Annotated in this window: 17 protein-coding genes and 1 tRNA gene; 6 read left to right on the top strand and 12 right to left on the bottom strand. The window is 40.8% G+C overall.

Going from position 1 to position 19,445, the window contains the following annotated elements; all coding sequences use genetic code 11:
• Positions 1-41: 41 nt before the first annotated feature.
• The gene (locus SFRI_RS18660; protein ID WP_011639045.1) at positions 42-671 is read right to left on the bottom strand and encodes an acetate uptake transporter; all 630 of its coding nucleotides are present in this window, start codon (positions 669-671) and stop codon (positions 42-44) included.
• 692 nt (positions 672-1,363) lie between these two features.
• Between SFRI_RS18660 and SFRI_RS18655 the strand changes: the two genes are divergently transcribed.
• Positions 1,364-1,867 (top strand): glycine cleavage system transcriptional repressor, encoded by a 504-nt coding sequence (locus tag SFRI_RS18655; RefSeq protein ID WP_011639044.1) that lies wholly within the window; start codon positions 1,364-1,366, stop codon positions 1,865-1,867.
• Positions 1,868-1,932: 65 nt separating this feature from the next.
• Here SFRI_RS18655 and SFRI_RS18650 read toward each other — a convergent pair whose 3' ends face one another.
• The 4 genes from SFRI_RS18650 to SFRI_RS18635 all read right to left on the bottom strand — a co-directional run bounded on the left by SFRI_RS18650 (position 1,933) and on the right by SFRI_RS18635 (position 5,824).
• The gene (locus tag SFRI_RS18650; RefSeq protein WP_011639043.1) at positions 1,933-3,099 is read right to left on the bottom strand and encodes a GGDEF domain-containing protein; all 1,167 of its coding nucleotides are present in this window, start codon (positions 3,097-3,099) and stop codon (positions 1,933-1,935) included.
• Positions 3,100-3,319: 220 nt separating this feature from the next.
• Positions 3,320-4,309 carry a phosphotransferase gene (locus SFRI_RS18645; RefSeq protein WP_011639042.1) on the bottom strand — a complete coding sequence of 330 codons (990 nt, stop codon included), beginning with the start codon at positions 4,307-4,309 and terminating at the stop codon, positions 3,320-3,322.
• Positions 4,310-4,391: 82 nt separating this feature from the next.
• Positions 4,392-5,021: a flavin reductase family protein gene (locus SFRI_RS18640; RefSeq protein ID WP_011639041.1), complete on the bottom strand. Its 630-nt coding sequence runs from the start codon at positions 5,019-5,021 to the stop codon at positions 4,392-4,394.
• A 59-nt stretch (positions 5,022-5,080) separates the two neighbouring features.
• Entirely contained in the window at positions 5,081-5,824 is a 744-nt protein-coding gene (locus SFRI_RS18635; protein WP_011639040.1) for a sulfite exporter TauE/SafE family protein, read from the bottom strand.
• A 401-nt stretch (positions 5,825-6,225) separates the two neighbouring features.
• On the opposite strand from SFRI_RS18635, the gene SFRI_RS18630 reads away from it, so the two are divergent.
• The 4 genes from SFRI_RS18630 (at position 6,226) to SFRI_RS18615 (ending at position 11,061) form a co-directional block, all read left to right on the top strand.
• On the top strand, positions 6,226-7,098 hold the full coding sequence (locus SFRI_RS18630; RefSeq protein WP_041413235.1) for an alpha/beta fold hydrolase: 873 nt from the start codon (positions 6,226-6,228) through the stop codon (positions 7,096-7,098).
• Between the two features lie 372 nt (positions 7,099-7,470).
• Positions 7,471-8,109 carry an OB-fold-containig protein gene (locus SFRI_RS18625; RefSeq protein ID WP_011639038.1) on the top strand — a complete coding sequence of 213 codons (639 nt, stop codon included), beginning with the start codon at positions 7,471-7,473 and terminating at the stop codon, positions 8,107-8,109.
• A gap of 94 nt (positions 8,110-8,203) precedes the next feature.
• Positions 8,204-9,967: a flotillin family protein gene (locus SFRI_RS18620; RefSeq protein WP_011639037.1), complete on the top strand. Its 1,764-nt coding sequence runs from the start codon at positions 8,204-8,206 to the stop codon at positions 9,965-9,967.
• A 497-nt stretch (positions 9,968-10,464) separates the two neighbouring features.
• Complete coding sequence (locus SFRI_RS18615; protein WP_011639036.1) at positions 10,465-11,061, top strand: 2-hydroxychromene-2-carboxylate isomerase; 597 nt, start codon at positions 10,465-10,467, stop codon at positions 11,059-11,061.
• Positions 11,062-11,281: 220 nt separating this feature from the next.
• On the opposite strand, the gene SFRI_RS18610 is transcribed toward SFRI_RS18615, so the two are convergent.
• The 4 genes from SFRI_RS18610 to SFRI_RS18595 form a co-directional block, all read right to left on the bottom strand.
• On the bottom strand, positions 11,282-11,473 hold the full coding sequence (locus SFRI_RS18610; protein ID WP_011639035.1) for a DUF3185 family protein: 192 nt from the start codon (positions 11,471-11,473) through the stop codon (positions 11,282-11,284).
• Between the two features lie 224 nt (positions 11,474-11,697).
• Positions 11,698-12,147, bottom strand: a complete 450-nt coding sequence (locus tag SFRI_RS18605; RefSeq protein WP_011639034.1) for a DUF1499 domain-containing protein — start codon at positions 12,145-12,147, stop codon at positions 11,698-11,700.
• 13 nt (positions 12,148-12,160) lie between these two features.
• Entirely contained in the window at positions 12,161-12,619 is a 459-nt protein-coding gene (locus SFRI_RS18600; RefSeq protein WP_011639033.1) for a nuclear transport factor 2 family protein, read from the bottom strand.
• Between the two features lie 331 nt (positions 12,620-12,950).
• A complete protein-coding gene (locus SFRI_RS18595; protein WP_244262842.1) occupies positions 12,951-13,673 on the bottom strand; it encodes a hypothetical protein in 723 nt (240 codons plus the stop codon).
• A gap of 288 nt (positions 13,674-13,961) precedes the next feature.
• On the opposite strand from SFRI_RS18595, the gene SFRI_RS18585 reads away from it, so the two are divergent.
• A protein-coding gene (locus SFRI_RS18585; RefSeq protein WP_086019740.1) for an IS3-like element ISShfr6 family transposase occupies positions 13,962-15,139 on the top strand; the annotation gives its coding sequence in 2 pieces (ribosomal slippage) (positions 13,962-14,220 and positions 14,220-15,139; 1,179 coding nt in all).
• Between the two features lie 233 nt (positions 15,140-15,372).
• Here the strand turns inward: SFRI_RS18585 and SFRI_RS18580 are convergent.
• From SFRI_RS18580 to SFRI_RS18570, 3 genes are all read right to left on the bottom strand, one after another.
• Positions 15,373-16,494, bottom strand: coding sequence for a hypothetical protein (locus SFRI_RS18580; RefSeq protein ID WP_011639031.1), 1,122 nt, complete (start codon positions 16,492-16,494; stop codon positions 15,373-15,375).
• Between the two features lie 468 nt (positions 16,495-16,962).
• Positions 16,963-17,052: transfer RNA gene (locus tag SFRI_RS18575), tRNA-Ser, on the bottom strand.
• A 213-nt stretch (positions 17,053-17,265) separates the two neighbouring features.
• Positions 17,266-19,422 (bottom strand): M3 family metallopeptidase, encoded by a 2,157-nt coding sequence (locus SFRI_RS18570; RefSeq protein WP_011639030.1) that lies wholly within the window; start codon positions 19,420-19,422, stop codon positions 17,266-17,268.
• Positions 19,423-19,445 lie beyond the last annotated feature (23 nt).

The following is a 19,445-nucleotide window of genomic DNA, read 5'->3' as shown; positions in this document are numbered from 1 at the left end:
ATGCATCGACCTGTTAAGTATTTATACCTAGCTCTGATTATTTATGCTTTAACCGAGTGTAAGGTCACTTTTTCTGCTTCAGCTGTTTGGGGCTGAACCTGAGTGTTAGACTGAGTTAACTCTCCAACAGGTAAAATAGTTCGGCCGTATTCAGCATTAAGCACTTGGGCCATGGCAAAGTAAATGGCGCTTGCTCCGCAAAAAATACCTTCAAAACCTGCAATCGTGCCAAGCAACGCATTATCGGTAAAGTCACGAGCGGCCAATAAGAAAAACAAGATAGTTAATGAACCAAATACTACTTGTTTTGCTCGTGGATAACGTAACGATCCTACAAACATAAAGGCAGTAAAGGTGCCCCATAGCGTTAGATACCACCCCATAAAGTGTGCAGGACTGGCGGCTATGCCCATATTTGGCATTAAGATAATACCCACTAAGGTTAACCAAAATAAGCCGTATGAAGTAAACGCGGTGGTGCCGAAAGTGTCGCCACGCATAAAGCACATCATACCGACAATAACTTGGCCAATGCCACCGTAGAAAATCCCCATTGCGAGGATCATCGAATCAATTGGAAAATAGCCAGCATTATGGATATTGAGCAGTATGGTTGTCATGCCAAAGCCCATTAATCCTAATGGTGCCGGATTCGCTAATTTTGTAGACATTGTGTTCCTCTAATGGAAAAGTTCAACGGCGAATGTAATGCCGCTAAAAGTGAATCTGTACCCTTATGGGCAAGGCGCGCATTTTAGAGAAAGCGTCTATGGGTAGCAATAAGCAATAATGGGCATGTAGCGTTAATGGTAAAATAAATATTTATCTTTAAAAACAATGACTTAACCGGTTGTTTTTGTGGGGCAGTTTAAGGGTGACTGGGATGATTATAATAAGTTGTTTAAATTCAATTAGATAATGACATTGCATCGGAATGGCGTGACATAGTTCAAGTTGTTGCTATTGGTGTGATAAGTCTCAAAAACAGCATCGTTATACCATTCACTTGGGTTATTAAGCCGTAGCTGATAAACGTAATTTTGTGATGCAAGCGATACAAATTCACTAAGTTTGTTGTGGCCTGCAAAAATAACATTTGCTGCAAAATTTATCTCTATGGTCAATAAATGCCGACTAGCACCGACAATTTTCTGCTGCTACTTTGCGTATTATACCAAGCGTATTTACCCGTTCGATTACTTCACCTATCGAGATGTTTGGTCGCAGATGACAACTCATTTGTTTGATTTGTGTGCTAGACCACAGACGCGCTTTCGTGTGATAGCTAGTCTGTAGCTAGGCTTTAACTAAAACCACATTAAATATACCAGCATGTTTGTGGTTTATTGGCATCGGAGGTTATATGCAACATAGGTTTATCACTACAGTATTAGGGACTTTAAAGCCTAATCTACTGCAATCACTTGCCCAAGTTAGCCGTGAAATAGGTGCAAGTTGGGAAACCAGTAAAGTCATTAAACTCGACGGGCAATTTGTGGCCATGATGAGGGTGATGATAGATGCCGATAAGGAAGCGGCATTAAAACAAGCATTAGAGCAACAGTTTTCACAATTAACATTCGTCTATGCAGAATATGAGCATGATTCTGTTCGTCTATCACAAGAATGTAAACTCACTCTAGATTGCAATGATCGCTCAGGTTTAACCCATGATATGAATCAAATTTTAGCCGATCTTGAGGTAAGCGTAGACCACCAGGAATGTTACCGTGTGCAAGTCACCAGTTTAGGTAAAACGGTGTACAGCGCTAAGCTGACATTAAGATTACCGGAAAATGTGACTATCGCATTGTTAATTTCACAGCTAGAAACATTAAGCGATAATATTCGAATCGAAGTTAACTAACCTGTCCCTCATTTGGTCAATCGCTCATCGTTTTCCTGGAGTGGCTTCGATTCAGAGGTAGTGAACTATCTTGAGCTGAGTTCGCTAAAGACTACTTTGTTTCTGCCACTGCTTTTGGCTTGATATAACGCGCTGTCGGCGAGATCGATTGCTTGTTCTATTGGTATGTCTTGGTTACTGAGTTCAACGACCCCAAAACTGGCGGTCACGCTAATTTGCTGACCGCAATAAACAATAGGTGTTTGGTTAATCATGGCCCTTAATCGCTCGGCGACATTGATAGCCTCCTGATAATTGCTGCGCTCGATTAATATAACAAACTCTTCACCGCCCATGCGGCCGATTAAGTCGTCTTTTTTTATATGTTGTTTGATTAACTGGGTAATGCTGATTAATACTTGATCGCCGCCAGCATGGCCGAACTGATCGTTAATTGCTTTAAACTTATCTATATCCCAATAAATGAGGCACGCATGTTGCGGCTGCTTTTGTAACTCAAGTAATTTTTGTTTTGCGTGGCTATAAAATCCCCGACGATTAAAGCAATCAGTCAGCGGATCTGTCATCGCCAGCAACTTCATTTCTTCGGCCAAATCAGAAGCCAGCATATAAATCACAAATACTGACATCCCAACATAAGCCGCAGGTAGGGCGGTAAAGTTAACAATGGCGTAGAGCTTTATAAGTTCTACATCCATCTCTTTACCTTGGGATAGTGCGATACTCGCTGCAACCAATATGCACATTGCAAATATGAAATGCATTAACGACGCACCAATTTCGGCAGGGCGTGATTTGGTGCGGTGTTTAATAATCACCACGCTGGTGATCATCAATAACAACACATCAACGTATAAATACAACGACATTCTTAAGCCTAGGTGGGGGCTAATATACGTAAAGTAATAGGTTAGCATCATCCCAAATACGCCTATGCCTAGCAGTGTTGCGGGATGGATTTTAGTGTTAGTGCGTAAGCAATGCCCCCATGTCCCGAGCACCACCGACAGCATGGAAACACTGCAACCTATCATCCAATACAGTTCGTGAGAAAGAAATAAGCTTTTAAACAGACTATTAGCCCACAGCACTGTTGAGGCTAAAAAAGATAATGAAAACATTAACGCATATTTTTGTTTTCCCATGGTTTGCCATGTCATGAAAAAGATTATCGACAGCAGAATGCTAGAAAAAAACAAGGTGATTAAAATATACGTAAACGGACTTTCCATATGGTGACTTCCTAGCTTATGGCTTTGTTTATACAAATCCAAAACGAAGCTATGTTTACTTGAACTAGACAGCGGATTGCAGTGCTTGCTGGTAATAAATAACCGATGGATGGGGCAACAAATACTACAGTGTTTATCAACTGTAGACGGCAATAGCAGCCTTAGCCAATTGGGATAAGATAATAACTTTTGGATGGTTAATTAATCAGCAATAATGAGGTTAGGCTGTGGCGAGTTGTTTTATCGCTTGTTCGGTTAGCGTTTCGGTATATGAGTTGATTTTGAAATGCTCAACACTCCAACCTTTAATAAAACGTTGAAAATCAGCCCAAGCCACACAATATAAAGGTCGCCATTTTTGTTGTACCTCAAGTGGATCGATTAACGGATGACACTCAGCTAGGCCTTGGGTTAGCGCGGCAAAATAATGATTAAGATAACCATTAATTAACGCTTCTGGTTCGTGATAGCTCAATACACTGCTTAACAACATTATTACGTCTTTCATGCCGCAACCTTGGCCGATATATTGAAAATCGACTGCTGCAGCATGGTCATTCTGGCTAAAACAAAAGTTAGCTAATTTGGCATCGCCATGCACCAAGGTTTGAAATGGACATTGTTTCAAGGCATCGTCGATGAGATGGGCTGCCGACTTAAGTGGGCTGTGGGCTAAAGCGGCTAACTCGTCTGGTCGCGTATCGAGATGCCAATATGTACCAATAGGCCAAAGTCCTTTTGGCTCTACGTGCATGTATTTAGCATGAAAATGCCCTAACCACGTTAAGCACGCGAGTACGGTGGCAGATGTGGCGGTTTTTCTGACTTGGGTAAACCCCAGGGTATGCAAGTCCTGTAATACTAATAGGGTTTCATTGGCTTGTTGGTCTACATACAAACAACGCGGAAGAGGACTGAATTGCTGCTGTGTATGATTATTTGCATAGTGTTGGTACCAATTCACTTCTACTTGATACGACTGTAATTTACGCTGATGCGACAGTGGAGTATTCCAACCTCGAGGATGCGACTCCGGTTGAGGCAAACAGATATATTTCACAATCACCGATGAGTACTGTTTGCCTGTTACATAAGCGCGAAATAATTGGCCATAACCACCCCAAAGCGGTTGAATTACCTCTATATGAGTGACTCTATCTGCCGAAATAGCCTGACTAATTGTTTGTAAAATACGGTTTGGAATTTTCAAAGCTATCTCGTTAAGGCTATTTCTGGCTGATGTGAAGCAAGTTGCTCATTATCCATCGTTTAGCATCCATCATTTATTCAACTTATAAAGTCGGGCGATGTAAATCAAAACGTAACTCGTCAGAAATACCATAATAAGCCGATGGGCCGCCAGCACGTAATACGGGTTCAGCTAATGCTGTTTGATAAATCCCTTCTGCGCTCAGCAAGTGCTTTTCAATATGCACAGCCACTACTTCACCAAGTACTAGCCAAGTATCAATTTTGTCACCATTAGCTGCGGTTAACTGAATGCATTGCGACAGTTTGCATTCGAAGCTGACTGGGCTTTGTGCAATGCGATCGGCTTTAACAATGTTGCCTGCTATTGGCGTTAGTCCGGCAAATTCAAATTCATCAGTACCACGGGGTAATGCGGCAGAGGTTTGGTTCATTTGCGCGGCTAAACTGCGGGTAGTTAAGTTCCATACAAACTCGCCAGTTTCAACAATGTTGGCGACGCTGTCTTTCCAACCAGTACTGGCAAAACCGATAATTGGCGGATCGTAATTAAAGCAGTTAAAGAAACTATAAGGCGCTAGATTTCGCTGGCCTTGGGTATTGCGAGAGGCAATCCAGCCAATGGGGCGTGGGCCAATAATGGCATTGAGTGGGTTATGTGGCAGGCCATGACCTTTACTAGGTTCATAAAAATAGCGATTATCAGCACTCATATTTTACCTTCTTTATATTGTTGAGCTTGTTATAGCGACATCAAATATTACCACATCAATTATGGTATCAGCGCCGTCCACAGTAAGCGTAAACCTACCACTATCATTAAGCTTAGGATGATTTTTTTAAACTGTTTTTCATCAAACTTATCTTGAATGCGCAGCCCGAGTTTTACCCCAACCCAGGCAATTGGCGCCAATAGTGCGGAGACTAATAAATTACTAAGGTTAATTTGTCCTAGCATGCTGTAGGGAATTAACTTTACTGCATTCACAACCGCAAAAAATACCACCGCAGTGCCTAAGTATTCTGTTTTGGGCAAACGTAGTGGGATTAAATAAGCATTTAATGGCGGCCCACCGGCATGAGCAACAAAACTGGTAAAGCCAGCAATCGTGCCGCAAATTCGGCCGATAAAAGAGGATGGTTTTCGTTGTGACCATTCTCCTAAGGTCAGGCCATAAACACCAAACCCTAACGAAATAACCCCTAATAAGCCGCGTAAATACTGCTCATTCAGTTGATCAAATAGCAGATAAGCCACCACAATACCGACAATGGCCGCCGGCAACAAAATCCATAGTTGAGTCGTATTTTGTTTTCCCCACCAAGAGCGCACACTTAAAAAGTCCATGTAAACCAATAGCGGTAACATGACTGCCGCGGCAGCAGCAGGGCTAATGGCCAAGGCAAGTAAAGGCACGGTTAATCCGCCCGCACCGCCAGCAAAGCCTGATTTTGACATCCCGGTAATTAATACCGCTGGAATAGCCACTAACCAAAATAATGGATCTGTTAACACTGACGTTCCTCGCGATGTTAATCAGTTAAAATGGATAGGCTAATAACAGATGGTTAATAGCCTATTCATGAAAATGAATAAGTTAACTGAACATGTCGTTTGGTTGAAGTTAAACGAGATGGAATCATAGCACCCGCTCCCGTTAATTAGGCAAGAAATTAGCAGGAGGTTAAGTGCTTATGACTAGATTAAGAATTAGCAGACCGCAATAAGAAGGGAATACTACTTTCGTGATGATTTAAGGACCGAAAAATGAGTTTCGATTAAAGTATTATTTATCATTAACATATATGACTCTAAGTTATTTTTTATGGATTAATTTCCATAAACACATGCTAGCCAATATGGAGATGATGTGTGATTCTGTTATCTAAGCTCATTATTTAACGGATAATATGGTCATGATCCAACTGTGCGAGTGGCAACAGCAGGGGCAATTTTTGTCTATTAACGATCAGCAGATCTTTACTCGTCAAGCGGGTGATAGAAAGGCGCCAGCGTTATTGTTAATTCATGGTTACCCTAGCGCAAGTTGGGATTGGGAAGGTATGTGGCATGAGTTAACTCAACACTATTTTGTGGTAACTCTTGATATGTTGGGCTTTGGATTTTCAGACAAGCCCAAAAATGTTGATTATTTAATCAGTCAGCAAGCCGATATTTATGAAGCTGTTTTACAGCAGTTTGGCGTTAGCCATTATCATATTTTAGCCCATGACTATGGTGATACGGTCGCGCAAGAGTTGTTAGCAAGACAACTTGATGGCAACAGTACATTGAGCATTAACAGTGTGTGTTTTCTAAATGGTGGTTTGTTTCCCGAAACCCACAAACCTTTGCTCATTCAAACCTTGCTACTGTCTCCATTAGGGCCTCTGGTGTCTAAGTTAATTAACAAACAAAAGTTTGCAGTTAATTTACAACGTATATTTGGGCCATCGACACCGCCTACGCCACAGGTTATCGACGCTTTATGGCAACTGCTTAACCACAATAATGGCTTAGCGGTAATGCATAAATTGATTAACTATATCACCCAGCGTAAACAACACCGCGAACGTTGGGTTGGGGCGATTATCAACAGTACAATACCGATCAAGTTGATCGCTGGGGTTAAAGATCCGATCTCGGGCCAACACATGATCGATCATTATCGTAAATTGATTCCTCATGCAGATGTAACCGAACTGCCTACGTTGGGGCATTACCCACAAGTCGAAGACGCGAATGCCATTATCGCTGCCTATTTACAGTTTAGATTAAATCGTACTTAGCAAATAACTAAGCAATAAGAGTTGGTATTATCAGATAGCAATATGAGCTAGCAATATGAGCTAGCTTACGTACAAATAACACGGCCTCAGGTCACTGCATTAGTCTGCAGTATCGTTTGTGTTTACGTCGTGTCGAAGCACAGAAAACACTCAACTTACGTTTTAGGTTGTTCTCAACAATTATGGCATCACTGCTTTATGCGCGCGGTTTTGTCTGAGTATTGTCGAATCAAAATGGTTCCGATTTATCCATAATAGTAGGCTTACATCTCAAAAAGCATCCGGAATTATTATTCGCTCATATCCTCCTGCAAAATAACATGATATTTTACAATCAAATGGAGTTTAACCCGTTAGGTTTATGGAGAAACAATGCAGGCTTTTTTAGTCGCTCAAGCAAATATACCCTTTTCAATTGCGCTCGCTATTGTGGTCATATTGGGGATGTTCGAAATCATCGCCTTGATTGCAGGCTTAAGTGTATTTAGTGCACTTGATAATTGGTTTTCACTCGATGTCGATACAGATGTTGATACCACGGTATCTGTTACCGGTATGACCGGTATATTGGGTTGGCTGTGTCTTAATCGCTTACCGTTACTTATCTGGTTTGTATTAGCGTTAAGTAGTTTTGCGATAGCAGGGTATGTGATTAACTTTGGCTATTCACAACTTTTTGGCAGTTTCTTACCCCAAATCATCACCGTACCTGTTGCGTTAGTCATAATGTTTTTTTCAAGCCACTTTATTGGTAATGGTATTGCCAATATTCTTCCTAAAAACGAAACCTCAGCAATATCAATTGATGCGCTTGGCGGTTGTGTTGGCAAGATCACCCAAGGTCGTGCAATAAAAGGCATGCCGACAGAAGCGGTGGTTCGGGACACATTTGGGCAGAAACACTACGTGTTAGTTGAACCAGAACACGACGATGTCGAATTTTTGCCTGGCGTCGATGTTGTACTCATCGCTCATCAAGGCAAAGTCTGGACAGCAACCAGGTTCAGTTAACCTAAAAATATCTTATTGAGATATACCCTAAAAATAAAAATGTCATTCCAATGACACTTTTTGATAAACACAGTTGTATTTAAAAGGAAATTAGATGGAAACGTTAACAAACTTTGATTCAGGAAGCGGCTTTGTCCTCCTCATTGCTGGCATAGCAGTATTAGGATTGATTATTATTGGACTTATTTTTGCCAAACTGTACAAACGAGCCAGTAAAGAAATGGCTTTTGTTCGTACGGGGTTCGGCGGTGAGAAAATCATTAAAGATGGTGGCGCAATTGTGCTGCCAGTGCTGCACGAAACTATTTCGGTCAACATGAATACTTTGCGTATTGAAGTTGAAAAAAATCAAAAAGATGCCCTGATCACCAAAGACAGAATGCGCGTGGATGTAAAAGCTGACTTCTATTTACGTGTTGCGCCAAATGCCGAAGGGATTTCAATGGCAGCGCAAACGTTAGGTACTCGCACTAATCGTGTTGAAGAACTTAAAAAGTTAATGGAATCGAAGTTTGTCGACGTATTGCGTACCGTTGCAGCTGAAATGACCATGACCGAAATGCACGAGCAGCGCGCAGACTTTGTCCAGCGAGTGCAGAACAATGTCGCCAATGACCTTGAGAAAAACGGCCTAGAATTAGAATCTGTGTCGCTCACGGGTTTTGATCAAACTGACTTGCAATTTTTTAATGAAAATAACGCATTTGATGCCGAAGGTCGTGCTCGTCTAGCAAAAATCATTGAAGAAAAACGTAAAGAAACCAACGATATTCAACAAGAAAACCGTATCAAAATTGAACAGCGTAATCTTGAAGCGGAAAAAGAATCGTTAGAAATCGAAAAGTCGGAAGAAGAAGCTCGCCTTGCTCAGCAGCAGTCACTCGAATTTAAACGTGCCGATCAAAAAGCTGAAATCATTAAACAAAAAGAAAACAAATCCCGCGAAGAGCGTGAAGCAGAAATTGCCAAAGAGCGCGCAATTGAAACGGCTGAAATTGAAAAAACCAAAGACATCGAAACCCGTGAAATTGAAAAGTATAAGTCTATTGAACAGTCACGCATTCAGCAACAACGCGATATTGAAGTATCTGAACAAGACAAACGCATTGCGGTAGCTGCTAAGTCGGAAGAAGAGTCAGCCGCTCGCGCTCGCGCTGCAGAAGCTGAAAAAACCAAGGTAGAAAAAGAAGAAGCGGTTATTACTGCGCGCCAAACTGCAGAAGCTAATCGTCGTAAAGACATTGAGGTGATTGACGCCCGTAAAGAAGCTGAGCGCGAGGCCGTGGGCGTTACAGTTCGAGCTGAATCAGAAAAAGTTGCCGCGGAAGATAGAGCTAGCGCCATTTTAATTGAAGCGCGAGCCAGTGCAGACGCTAAAATGCTAAAAGCCTCAGCCGATGAGAAAATCTATGCAGTTGAAGCGGCTGGTAAGCGGGCACAGTACGAAGCTGAAAACGTACTGAGCAACGAACAAATTGCACTGCAAAGATCATTAGCCATATTAAAAGCCTTACCCGACATTATTGCTCAAGCCGTTAAACCGCTTGAAAAAATTGAAGGTATTAAGATTTTACAAGGCTATGGTACGGGCAATCAAATGAGTAACGGCGAGGGTAACCAATCTCAGGGTGGTATTGCAGAGCAAGTAACCACTGCAGCATTAAACTATCGTGCTAATGCCCCTGTGGTTGACGCCATGCTACGAGAGTTAGGTTTAGTTAATTCAGAGTCTGGTAACTTAAATGACCTACTGACAGGCAATAATGCACTGACATCTGAAGCGATTAATGTCATTCAATCGGCCAACACGAACTTTAGTGTGGATGAAGTTACCCCTGGCGTTAATCCAGCGCAATAAATGCTAAGTTGCTAAAGAGGTATCTTTCCTCTTTAAAATACAAAAAGTGCCTTTTGGCACTTTTTGTATTTATCGGCATTACTCTATAACAGAGTCATGCCGACTATGTTCAATCTCAGTCACTTAGCGAGAGTGTGAAACACTTTTTTACGCTAAAGAGTGAGTTACAACAGCTGGCCCTGTAACAGGTTTATGTTGTTCTACCTTATTAAATTATGGTCTTAATCGTAGAGAGACTTAATATTCTTTAAGGTTTATTGTTAGTTTATTATGAGCTTGGTTGAAAAGTGTTCAGTGGCCAAAAGACAGGCTTTAAGCAATAGTACTTAGAATTTATCTGTTCGTTATTATTGTATTATGGTCGTTACCAGTTACCAGTTACCAGTTACTTGTTACCTGTTACCCGCTATCTATTAGCAGTTAATGCTAGGTATAAGCTAAATACACTTGTGTAATCACTCAGTCCCTCAAATAAGCCTAAAAAGGTAATGTGAACCATGACAACAGCAATAGATTATTATTTTACTAGCCTTTCACCTTATGCCTATTTAGGCCATAACACCTTTACCTCGTTGGCTGAACAGCACAAAACTGCTATCAACTATAAGCCGATTAAACTGCCAAAATTGTTTGCAGTATTAGGTGTGTTACCGGTAAAACAACGCCTGCAAGCCAGGCAAGACTATCGTTTGATTGAGTTAGCTCGTTGGTCAACAAAGCGCAAATTAACCCTTAATCTGCAGCCCGCTTTCTTCCCTGCAGACCCAGGCTTGGCCGACAGATGTACTATTGTGTTACAGCAAGCTGGACAAGCTGTCAGTGAGTTTGTTGCCAATGTACTGGCAGCATGTTGGGCAAAAGATCAAAACATTGCAGACGAAGCGGTTATCCGACAAATATTAACCTCACTCAATCTAGATGCCGACGGTGTTGTGCAGCAAGCATTGTCAGCCGAAATAGAAGCAATATACGAATCAAATACCGTAGATGCTATTGAAAAAGGTGTGTTGGGTGTGCCGACCTATGTGTATCAAAATGAGCCATTTTGGGGACAAGATAGACTCGATTTACTTAACGATAAGCTGGCTGGATAACGTTATTTAGGTGAGGTCTAAAATAAGGTTACAGAGGTTATTTACTGTAACCTTTACCGATGCCAATAATAATGAATGTTCAAAAGTAAAAACCAATAATCATTTGCTGTTTACAGGTATTAATTTGGTTTTTTGGAGTCAATAACGTTACTGATAAATAGTCATCAGCTGGCAGCCATTATGGTTGAATGTTTTTACATCAACGTTTAATCACAATCCATTATTTCAACTTTGTAATACCTATTAGAACCGCAATAATACCACCGGCCATTCCAGCCCAGGCTTCAATAGGCGTATCACCGCTTATCGCGCGGGTAACTTGAGAGCTCGCTGCATCATAAATATTGTAGCCCCACAACGCTAAAAAAATACCCGCAATAACAAGTACAATCCCAATAATTTTACTATTCATACTAACTCCAGACTTTGATGAGGTGGCAGTGATACCACCGTTGATGAAGTTTAGTTGATAATGTTGCAGTAGATAACCCGAAACTAACCAAACTCATGAGGGCTCTTTATACAAGCACCCAGACCAATCTCTGGGGGGCGGTGACTTCCATCTGTTTCATTTTTAGTAAAATGAAACAGACACAAGCTAACCTGTTATTACGTTGATCGATCTTTTTATAGTCACTATAGTTTGACGTTATTTCTAATCTGTTCTATTCGCTCGCGGTTAACCCCAAAGTCAGACTTTCCGATACGTGAAGCAGATCTAACATGGATAGTAATGTTATTAGATGTTGTTGACGGAAAGTAAAACTCAACATCATCGACAAAACGCATTATCTGCGAGGTAAATTCTACTCGGATATAATCATCCTCAACCACGACGATATTCGCTCGCTCAGCAGCTTTTAGTACGTGCAACAGTTTTGCCTGTGCCTGCTGGCGTGTGCCGACGAACTCAATCGGTTGTATAGCATGTTCTTCATCTGCAATTGATTGTTGGCTATTGACGCAATTTGGTGATTCAGGACATGGCATTAACTGGCCATCATTAATGCCTAAAGTAGGCACAGTGCCAGAACAACCCATTAACAGCATCATGCTGAGTGTAATAATTGAAACTTGCTTGTACATTATTAATATCCTTTTATTTATTTTCTTGGTGACCGTAACTTAATACTCGGGGTATTTGCCATTTTTCATCTACTTTACGCCAAACCATGACAAAGTCAGCTTTACCTTCACATTGGTTGGTTTTATTCTGACAAAAGATATGCACCCCTTCGGTAATCGCACCAAAATCTTTAATCGAGTGGACGTTAAAAGAGCCCTCAACCAACTTCCGAGTGTAATGACCACATGCATTGTTTTTAGTATTCGTAATCATGCTGTCACGGTCCCACGTTACCCCACCATTATCATGATAAAACTCAACATCCGCTGCAAAAAAGCTTGCGTGCTTATCTAGCTCTTGCGGATTTTGACAATGATTAAATGAGTCAAACACCGCAGTATCAAGCGCTTTCATCGTGTCAGCTAACATCACGTCATCAGCCAATGCAGTCATTGAGACCAAGGCCAATAAAACCAAGCAAATTTGTTTCATCGTTTCAATTCCTAATGGGTTAGTGACAAGGTCAGTGGTTCAGTCACAAAGCGTGTTGTAAATAGGCGGCCAAATACGGTTAACACAGAAACTTTATGAGGGCTAAAGTATAACTACAGAATATAAACGTAAAGTCATCGTTCTGAAAACTCAATATTCAAAGGGGTAGGGATTTGAACCCTCCCCCCTATTTCTATGGCGCCTGTATTCGCGGGTTGTACGAGTATTGAATGAGTAAATTGTTACACCAAACTGTAATAATTAAAGCATAGACATTCACCAACATTGACCAGCCTTAATGTACTTATGTATCAATAGGCTGTTTATTAATTTATAGAGTTATTGGCTTTACTTCAGCGCAACATTGAGGGCAACTATGTAAGCATGGCTTTCTTTTGACTGCACTTTTATCAGAAGCAGATATAAATAATGATATTGCCATATGCTTAATTTTTAGGTTTTGTTGTGTAGGTTTATGAAAATGGTTAGTAATAAAGTAACCATTTCCTTCTTCTTCTATACTAATGCTATATTCTGTCTGAGCGGATCTTTTAAAGTATGTTTTCCACGATGAAATCACTTCAGCAATATTTTTGCTTTTGCAATAAATTAATAATGCACCTTGCTTGCTCATTTTTGAGGCCATCAGATAACGGTCGCAAAGCTGCCTAAAGCCTTGGTAGATATGAGCATTGCTATAGTCTATTTTGGCTTCACCTAACCATAAATATTTATTTTGAAAATTGCTGGTTAAATCACAATTACCACCATAACTAGCCTCGTGTTCTAGTCGCTCTCCTAAGTAGTTAAATGCATTGACTATTTCGATCGTCGTTCTATCTTCTGAATCATGTTCCCGATGAATCGGATGTAACTCAATTCTACCAATAATTTTATCTAGCAAACTATAAGTATTGTTTATGAACTCATCAAAATTACTTTTAGAAAGTTCACTTTGGATAGAAGCTGTTGCGTTCGGGAGAAGCATTTCAAGATCGCCATCAAGTAGCTCTTTCAATGATGTACGTTCAAGTATTTGATTAGGCAGATTCAATTTCTGCCTCCGCTACACATTCGCTTAAGTGGAAAGTTAAAACTATACTTTCTTTATAATTATCAACTACCTTCCCCGTTTCTGGGTGAACTAAGAAACCGTCACTATCAGCCTCTATAATGTCATCAGGGGTAAGTATAGATGTACAATAATCATCTATAAACTCATATCTGACTTTCAAAACATTTATACTTGGATCAAGTAAATAATTAACTGTAGTGGCATAGTTATTTTGGCCACCTAAATAGAGGTGATATTATTACCTCGTACATGACTTTAGGTGAACACATGAGATCGATAACCAGAAAAACATTTAGTGCTGAATTCAAACTTGAAGCAGCCCAATTAGTCCTCGATAAAAACCATAGCATCATCGAAGCAGCAAAGGCGATGAACGTGGGTAAATCAACCATGGATAAATGGGTGAGACAGTTAAAACTAGAACGCCAGGGTGGCACGCCAAAAGCCTCTCCCATTACCCCTGAACAAATTGAAATCCGTGAACTGAAGAAACAGGTAGCCCGTCTTGAGGAGCATAATCTTATTCTAAAAAAGGCTACCGCTCTCTTGATGTCAGACTCGATGAACAATTTACGCTGATCAGCGCACTCAAGCAGAGCCACTCTATTCTCACAATTTGTAATGCATTCAAAGTGCATCGAAGTAGCTATAAATATTGGCTAAAAAGAAAAGAACATATCGATGCTGACTTTACTATTTTATGCAGTGAAGTGAAGGCCGCGCATCGTATTAGTAATGGCTCTGCCGGTGCTAGAACGATAGCGCAATTAGTGACTAACAAAGGGATTAATCTCAGTCGTTATCGAGCCCGTAATCTAATGAGAAAGCTTGGATTATTAAGCTGTCAGCAGCCTAAGCATTCTTATAGGAAAGCTGCACAAGAGCATGTAGCGATCCCAAACACGCTTAATCGACAGTTTGCAGTAACTCAACCAGATCAAGTGTGGTGTGGCGATGTGACGTATGTTTGGGTCGGTAATCGTTGGGCATATTTAGCCGTTGTTTTAGACTTATTTTCCCGCAAACCTGTTGGGTGGGCTTTGTCATTATCGCCTGACAGCGAGCTGACCTCTAAAGCCTTGAAAATGGCATTTGAGTTAAGGGGGAAACCTGAGAATGTGATATATCACAGCGACCAAGGTTCACATTACACAAGCTTGAAATTCAGACAGTTATTATGGCGTCTTCAGATTGAGCAAAGCATGAGTCGTCGCGGGAATTGTTGGGATAACGCACCAATGGAGCGTTTCTTTAGAAGTTTGAAATCTGAATGGGTACCCGCAAGTGGCTATGGGAATTTTACAGAAGCAGACAAAGCGATCACAAATTACATCACTGGATATTACAGTGAAACTAGACCCCATCAATATAATGGTGGGTTAACTCCAAATGAGTCAGAACGTTTATATTGGAATGACTCTAAAACCGTGGCCAATATTACTTGACCACTACAAACTGACTCTATAACCATTCTTCGAGACCAAAATACTGAGGTATTAGAGAAGTTTTTCTTTGTTAACTCTTCAAATGTCATCAATGTTAAAAAAGAATCAAAGTAAAATGATTGCTTTTCTAACAGCCGATCAAATATACCTAAAACCACCGGCAATGTGGAACTTCCACTCCAGTCGTTTTCTATACGAGATCTTAGCTTTTTTATTTGATTCATAATAAAATTTTAACTGACTAATTCAATATCAATGAAGTCATCTTTCTGATACTTACTCATACAATTCTCCATCGAACTCATTAGGTAATTATAGTCATGTTCATTAAGACAGTTTGAGAAAATAGCGTGATCTAATTTCGAAATAGAAGTACCGGACATTAATTTGATTGTGCCGGGAAGATAAACTTCAGACTCATAAGTTTGATGATTGATATCATTCAGTTTTCTTACAGCAATTCTAAAGACATCGATAGAATCAACCTCTTTTTTCCCTGCTTTATGAAAAACTTCATCTCTGAGGTCTTTGTTAGATACTCTCATTCTTTCATGATGAGTCACCGAGCCAACTTGGAAGCCGAGCTCACATACACGATCATCAGATTCACGATAAAGCGCAGGAATGTATGGAAAAAGATTCTTCCTTTCAAAGCTAAGTTGAACAGCATTATTTTTTTCTAGAGATTGAATTTTTGTTGCGAAATATGTTTTCAAATCCCTAAACGAAGTTTCAAGATCATCAGTACTTAATCCACTAGCGGTGTCGAGCCTATAGTCAACGACCCCAGTGCTTTTATTCACACAAACGATATCATAGTATCGTTTTTCTTTTCTTTGATTTGCCGTAATATTAAATAGATCTAAAGGTAACGTAAAAGAAGCATTGATTGATTGCAAGTAATTACTATCTAAGATGATTTTTTCAGTTAGAGACTTCAGTGAGACAAAGTAAAAGTAGATATGTTCCTCGGTATCGTCTAGTTGAACTAATTTATACTTACTCGATAATTTGCAATCTGATTCACTATCTCTAAATGGAAAATTAATATCCTTTGGTGATATATCCAACTGCATATTACAAACGTTATCAACTATAAACTGAATAGATTCTCCACTTGCACTATCAAACCGTACTGTCTTATCACCAAACTTTAGGTAATCACAATAAAGATTGAATAACTGTCGTTCAAGCACATCGTCAATCTGTCCAAGTGTTACTAAATTTAACAATTTATCTAATGTAGCTTCAGTTCCTTTGGATACTGGTAACTTCACTGACTTTAGAGCTACTTGAAGCACTTTCCAAGGCATTCTCTCGCAAACAGTTTTAATAAGTAATTTCTTGCTATCCATGCGGCTTTATCCCAAAAATCATACATGAACGACAAGTTATCAGCATATCTAGATTTTTACCACATAGTGAAAGAGAGAAATTGCAAAGATATACGGCTTTTATTCATGTTATGACGAACTAGGCTTGTGTTCATCGTGTATACCTCCGCGCATACATTTCCGTGTGCAGAGACATGCCGCCCGTAGACATAAATGACCACACTAATTCGTCATTGAATGATTAACCACATGCTGAATACACTTTACAACTCATATGTAAGTATCGATCTTATAAATAGGAACCCGTGGGTTCAAAGTCCTATCTTTCACCTAAACGAAAAAAGGCTCATCATTTCTGATGAGCCTTTTTACTTGAATCTTGAGGAGGGATAGCTTGCTTGTAATAAAGAGGAACCCGGGGTTTAAATCCCTATCTTTCGCCAAAACAAAAAAGCCTCATCATTTCTGATGAGGCTTTCTCGTTAAATGTGGCGGAGGGATAGGGATTTGAACCCTAGAACGGGATAAACCGTTGCCGGTTTTCAAGACCGGTGCATTCGACCACTCTGCCATCCCTCCGAACGCGGTGAATAATAAGGGTATTCTAAAAAATGTAAAGCCTTGATGTGCTCAATGGCACAACAAATGTGCAAAATGACCTTAAAAGGGTCGCGTTTGGACAATATTTACACTTTTAACGCGATTAATTTATTATTAGCTCTGTTGACGATAGTGAGTTTGCCTCTCTCGATAGCTTGTTGCTAACGAGAGAGGCAGTAACATCAGTAACGATTAGTGAACTAAACCACGACGCTTTAATAGGGCGTCGGTTGATGGCTTTTTACCAGCAAAGTCGATATAGCTTTGCATTAGATCTCGGCTGTTACCTTTTGACAATACTGCGTCACGGTATTTTTGGCCGTTCTCTAACGTTAATCCACCGTGAGCCATCATGTAAGCAAACGAGTCTGCTGCAAACACTTCGGTCCATAGGTATGCGTAATAACCAGCTGAATAACCGCCGCCGAAGCTGTGGCTAAAGTAGGTGGTTTTGTAGCGTGGCGCAATTGGGCCGTAGTCTAGGCCGTGTTTGGCTAGTGCTTGTTTCTCAAAAGCGGCTACATCGGTAATTTCGGTGCCTGCTGGAATTGAATGCCATTCCATATCAAGTAGCGCAGCAGCTAAGTATTCAACTGTACCAAAACCTTGGTTAAAGGTGTGGGCTTTTAACACTTTGCCTAATAACTCTGCAGGAATCGGCTCACCAGTTTGGTAGTGTTTCGCGTAGTTGGCTAGCACGGCAGGGTCGATGCTCCAGTCTTCGTTAGCTTGTGATGGAAACTCAACAAAGTCACGTGCTGTTAAAGTACCGGCTAGGCTTGGGTAGTTAACTTGTGAATATAAACCGTGAATGGCATGGCCAAACTCGTGGAATAACGTGCTCACTTCGTCAAAGGTTAGCAGTGTTGGTTGACCTTCAGCAGGTTTTGGCACGTTAAGTGCGTTGTATACCACTGGTTTTGTATTTTTTAAGAATGACTGGCTAACGAACTCATCCATCCATGCGCCACCACGCTTACCAGGGCGTGCGTACATATCGAGATAGAATAAACCAATTGAGCTGCCGTCTTTGTTAAAGATTTCATAGCCTGTGACGTCTTTGTGCCACACAGGAAGGTCGTTACGTGGTTTAACTGTAATGCCGTACAGCTTTTCCATTGCGAAAAACAATCCGTCGTTAAGCACTGTGTTCATTTCAAAGTATGGCTTAACTTGGTTGTCGTCTAGGTCATATTTGGCTTTACGTACTTTTTCTGCGTAGTAAGCCCAGTCCCATGGTTCTAAAGTAAAGTCTTTACCGTCTTTAACGATTTCGGCTTGAATGTCTGCCGCTTCAATTTTGGCTTTAACCAGTGCTTTTGGCGCTAAGTCATCAAGAATGCCATAAACCGCTTCTGGGTTTTTGGCCATTTGGTCGCCTAGAGAGTATGCCGCCCATGTTGGGTAGCCTAATAGTTTGGCTTTTTGTGCACGCAGTTGAGCAATTTTGATGTTTAACGGCGCGTTGGTGTCCATGGCGCGATATGCTGAGGTTTCCCATAGCTGTTTACGTACATCGCGGTTTTTAAGGCTAGAAAGCAATGGTTGAGTGGTGGTGTTCACTAAAGTGATCATGTAACCCGTTTTACCAGCAGCTTTAGCGGCAGCAGCTAATGATGCAATGTCGTTGTCTGATAAGCCATCAAGCAGGGCTTTATCTTCAATTATGATCACATCGTCATTAAATGACTTTAATACGTTTTGTGAGAAGCTGGTTTCAAATTTGGCTAGCTCACCGTTTAACTCACGCATTGTTGTTTTGTCAGCGACTGATAATTCAGCACCGGCACGGACAAAGCGGTCGTAATACACTTCAACTAAACGTAAGTCTTCGCCTGTTAATGTGGCTTTGTTTTTATAAATTGCTTGGATGCGCGCAAACAGTTTTTCATCAAGATAGATGTTGTCTTGGTGTGCTGTGAGTTTAGGCACAATTTGCTCTTCAACACTGATGAAGTTGTCGTCTGAAATAAGCCCTGAAAGGTTGAAAAATACCCGTTGAGTGCGGTCTAAAATCGCGCCGGTTTTTTCAAGTGCGACGATGGTATTGTCAAACGTGGCAGCTTCAGTGTTGTTAGTAATGGCAGCGATTTCTGCTTTGTGCTCTTGCATACCTTGTTCAAACGCAGGTAAGTAGTCGCCCGCATTAAACTTGTCGAACTGTGGTGCCATGTATTGTAAAGGGCTTGGTGTTAACAGTACGTTGTCGGCAGTTGCAGGCGCTTTGGTCATTGTTGTTGATGCATCTGTTGTGGTTTTGGCTGCCATGGCGGTGTCTGCTGATTGCTCTGAACACGCGCTGAGCATCAGTGCAGCACTAACTGCAGTCGTGATAAGTGTTTTACGCATTGAAATATCCTTGGGTCTTGGCC

The sequence above is a fragment of the Shewanella frigidimarina NCIMB 400 genome, from assembly GCF_000014705.1.
Lineage (GTDB): Bacteria > Pseudomonadota > Gammaproteobacteria > Enterobacterales > Shewanellaceae > Shewanella > Shewanella frigidimarina.
Note: the sequence above shows the minus strand (reverse complement) of the source record. Positions and strands in the feature narration are given on the sequence as shown.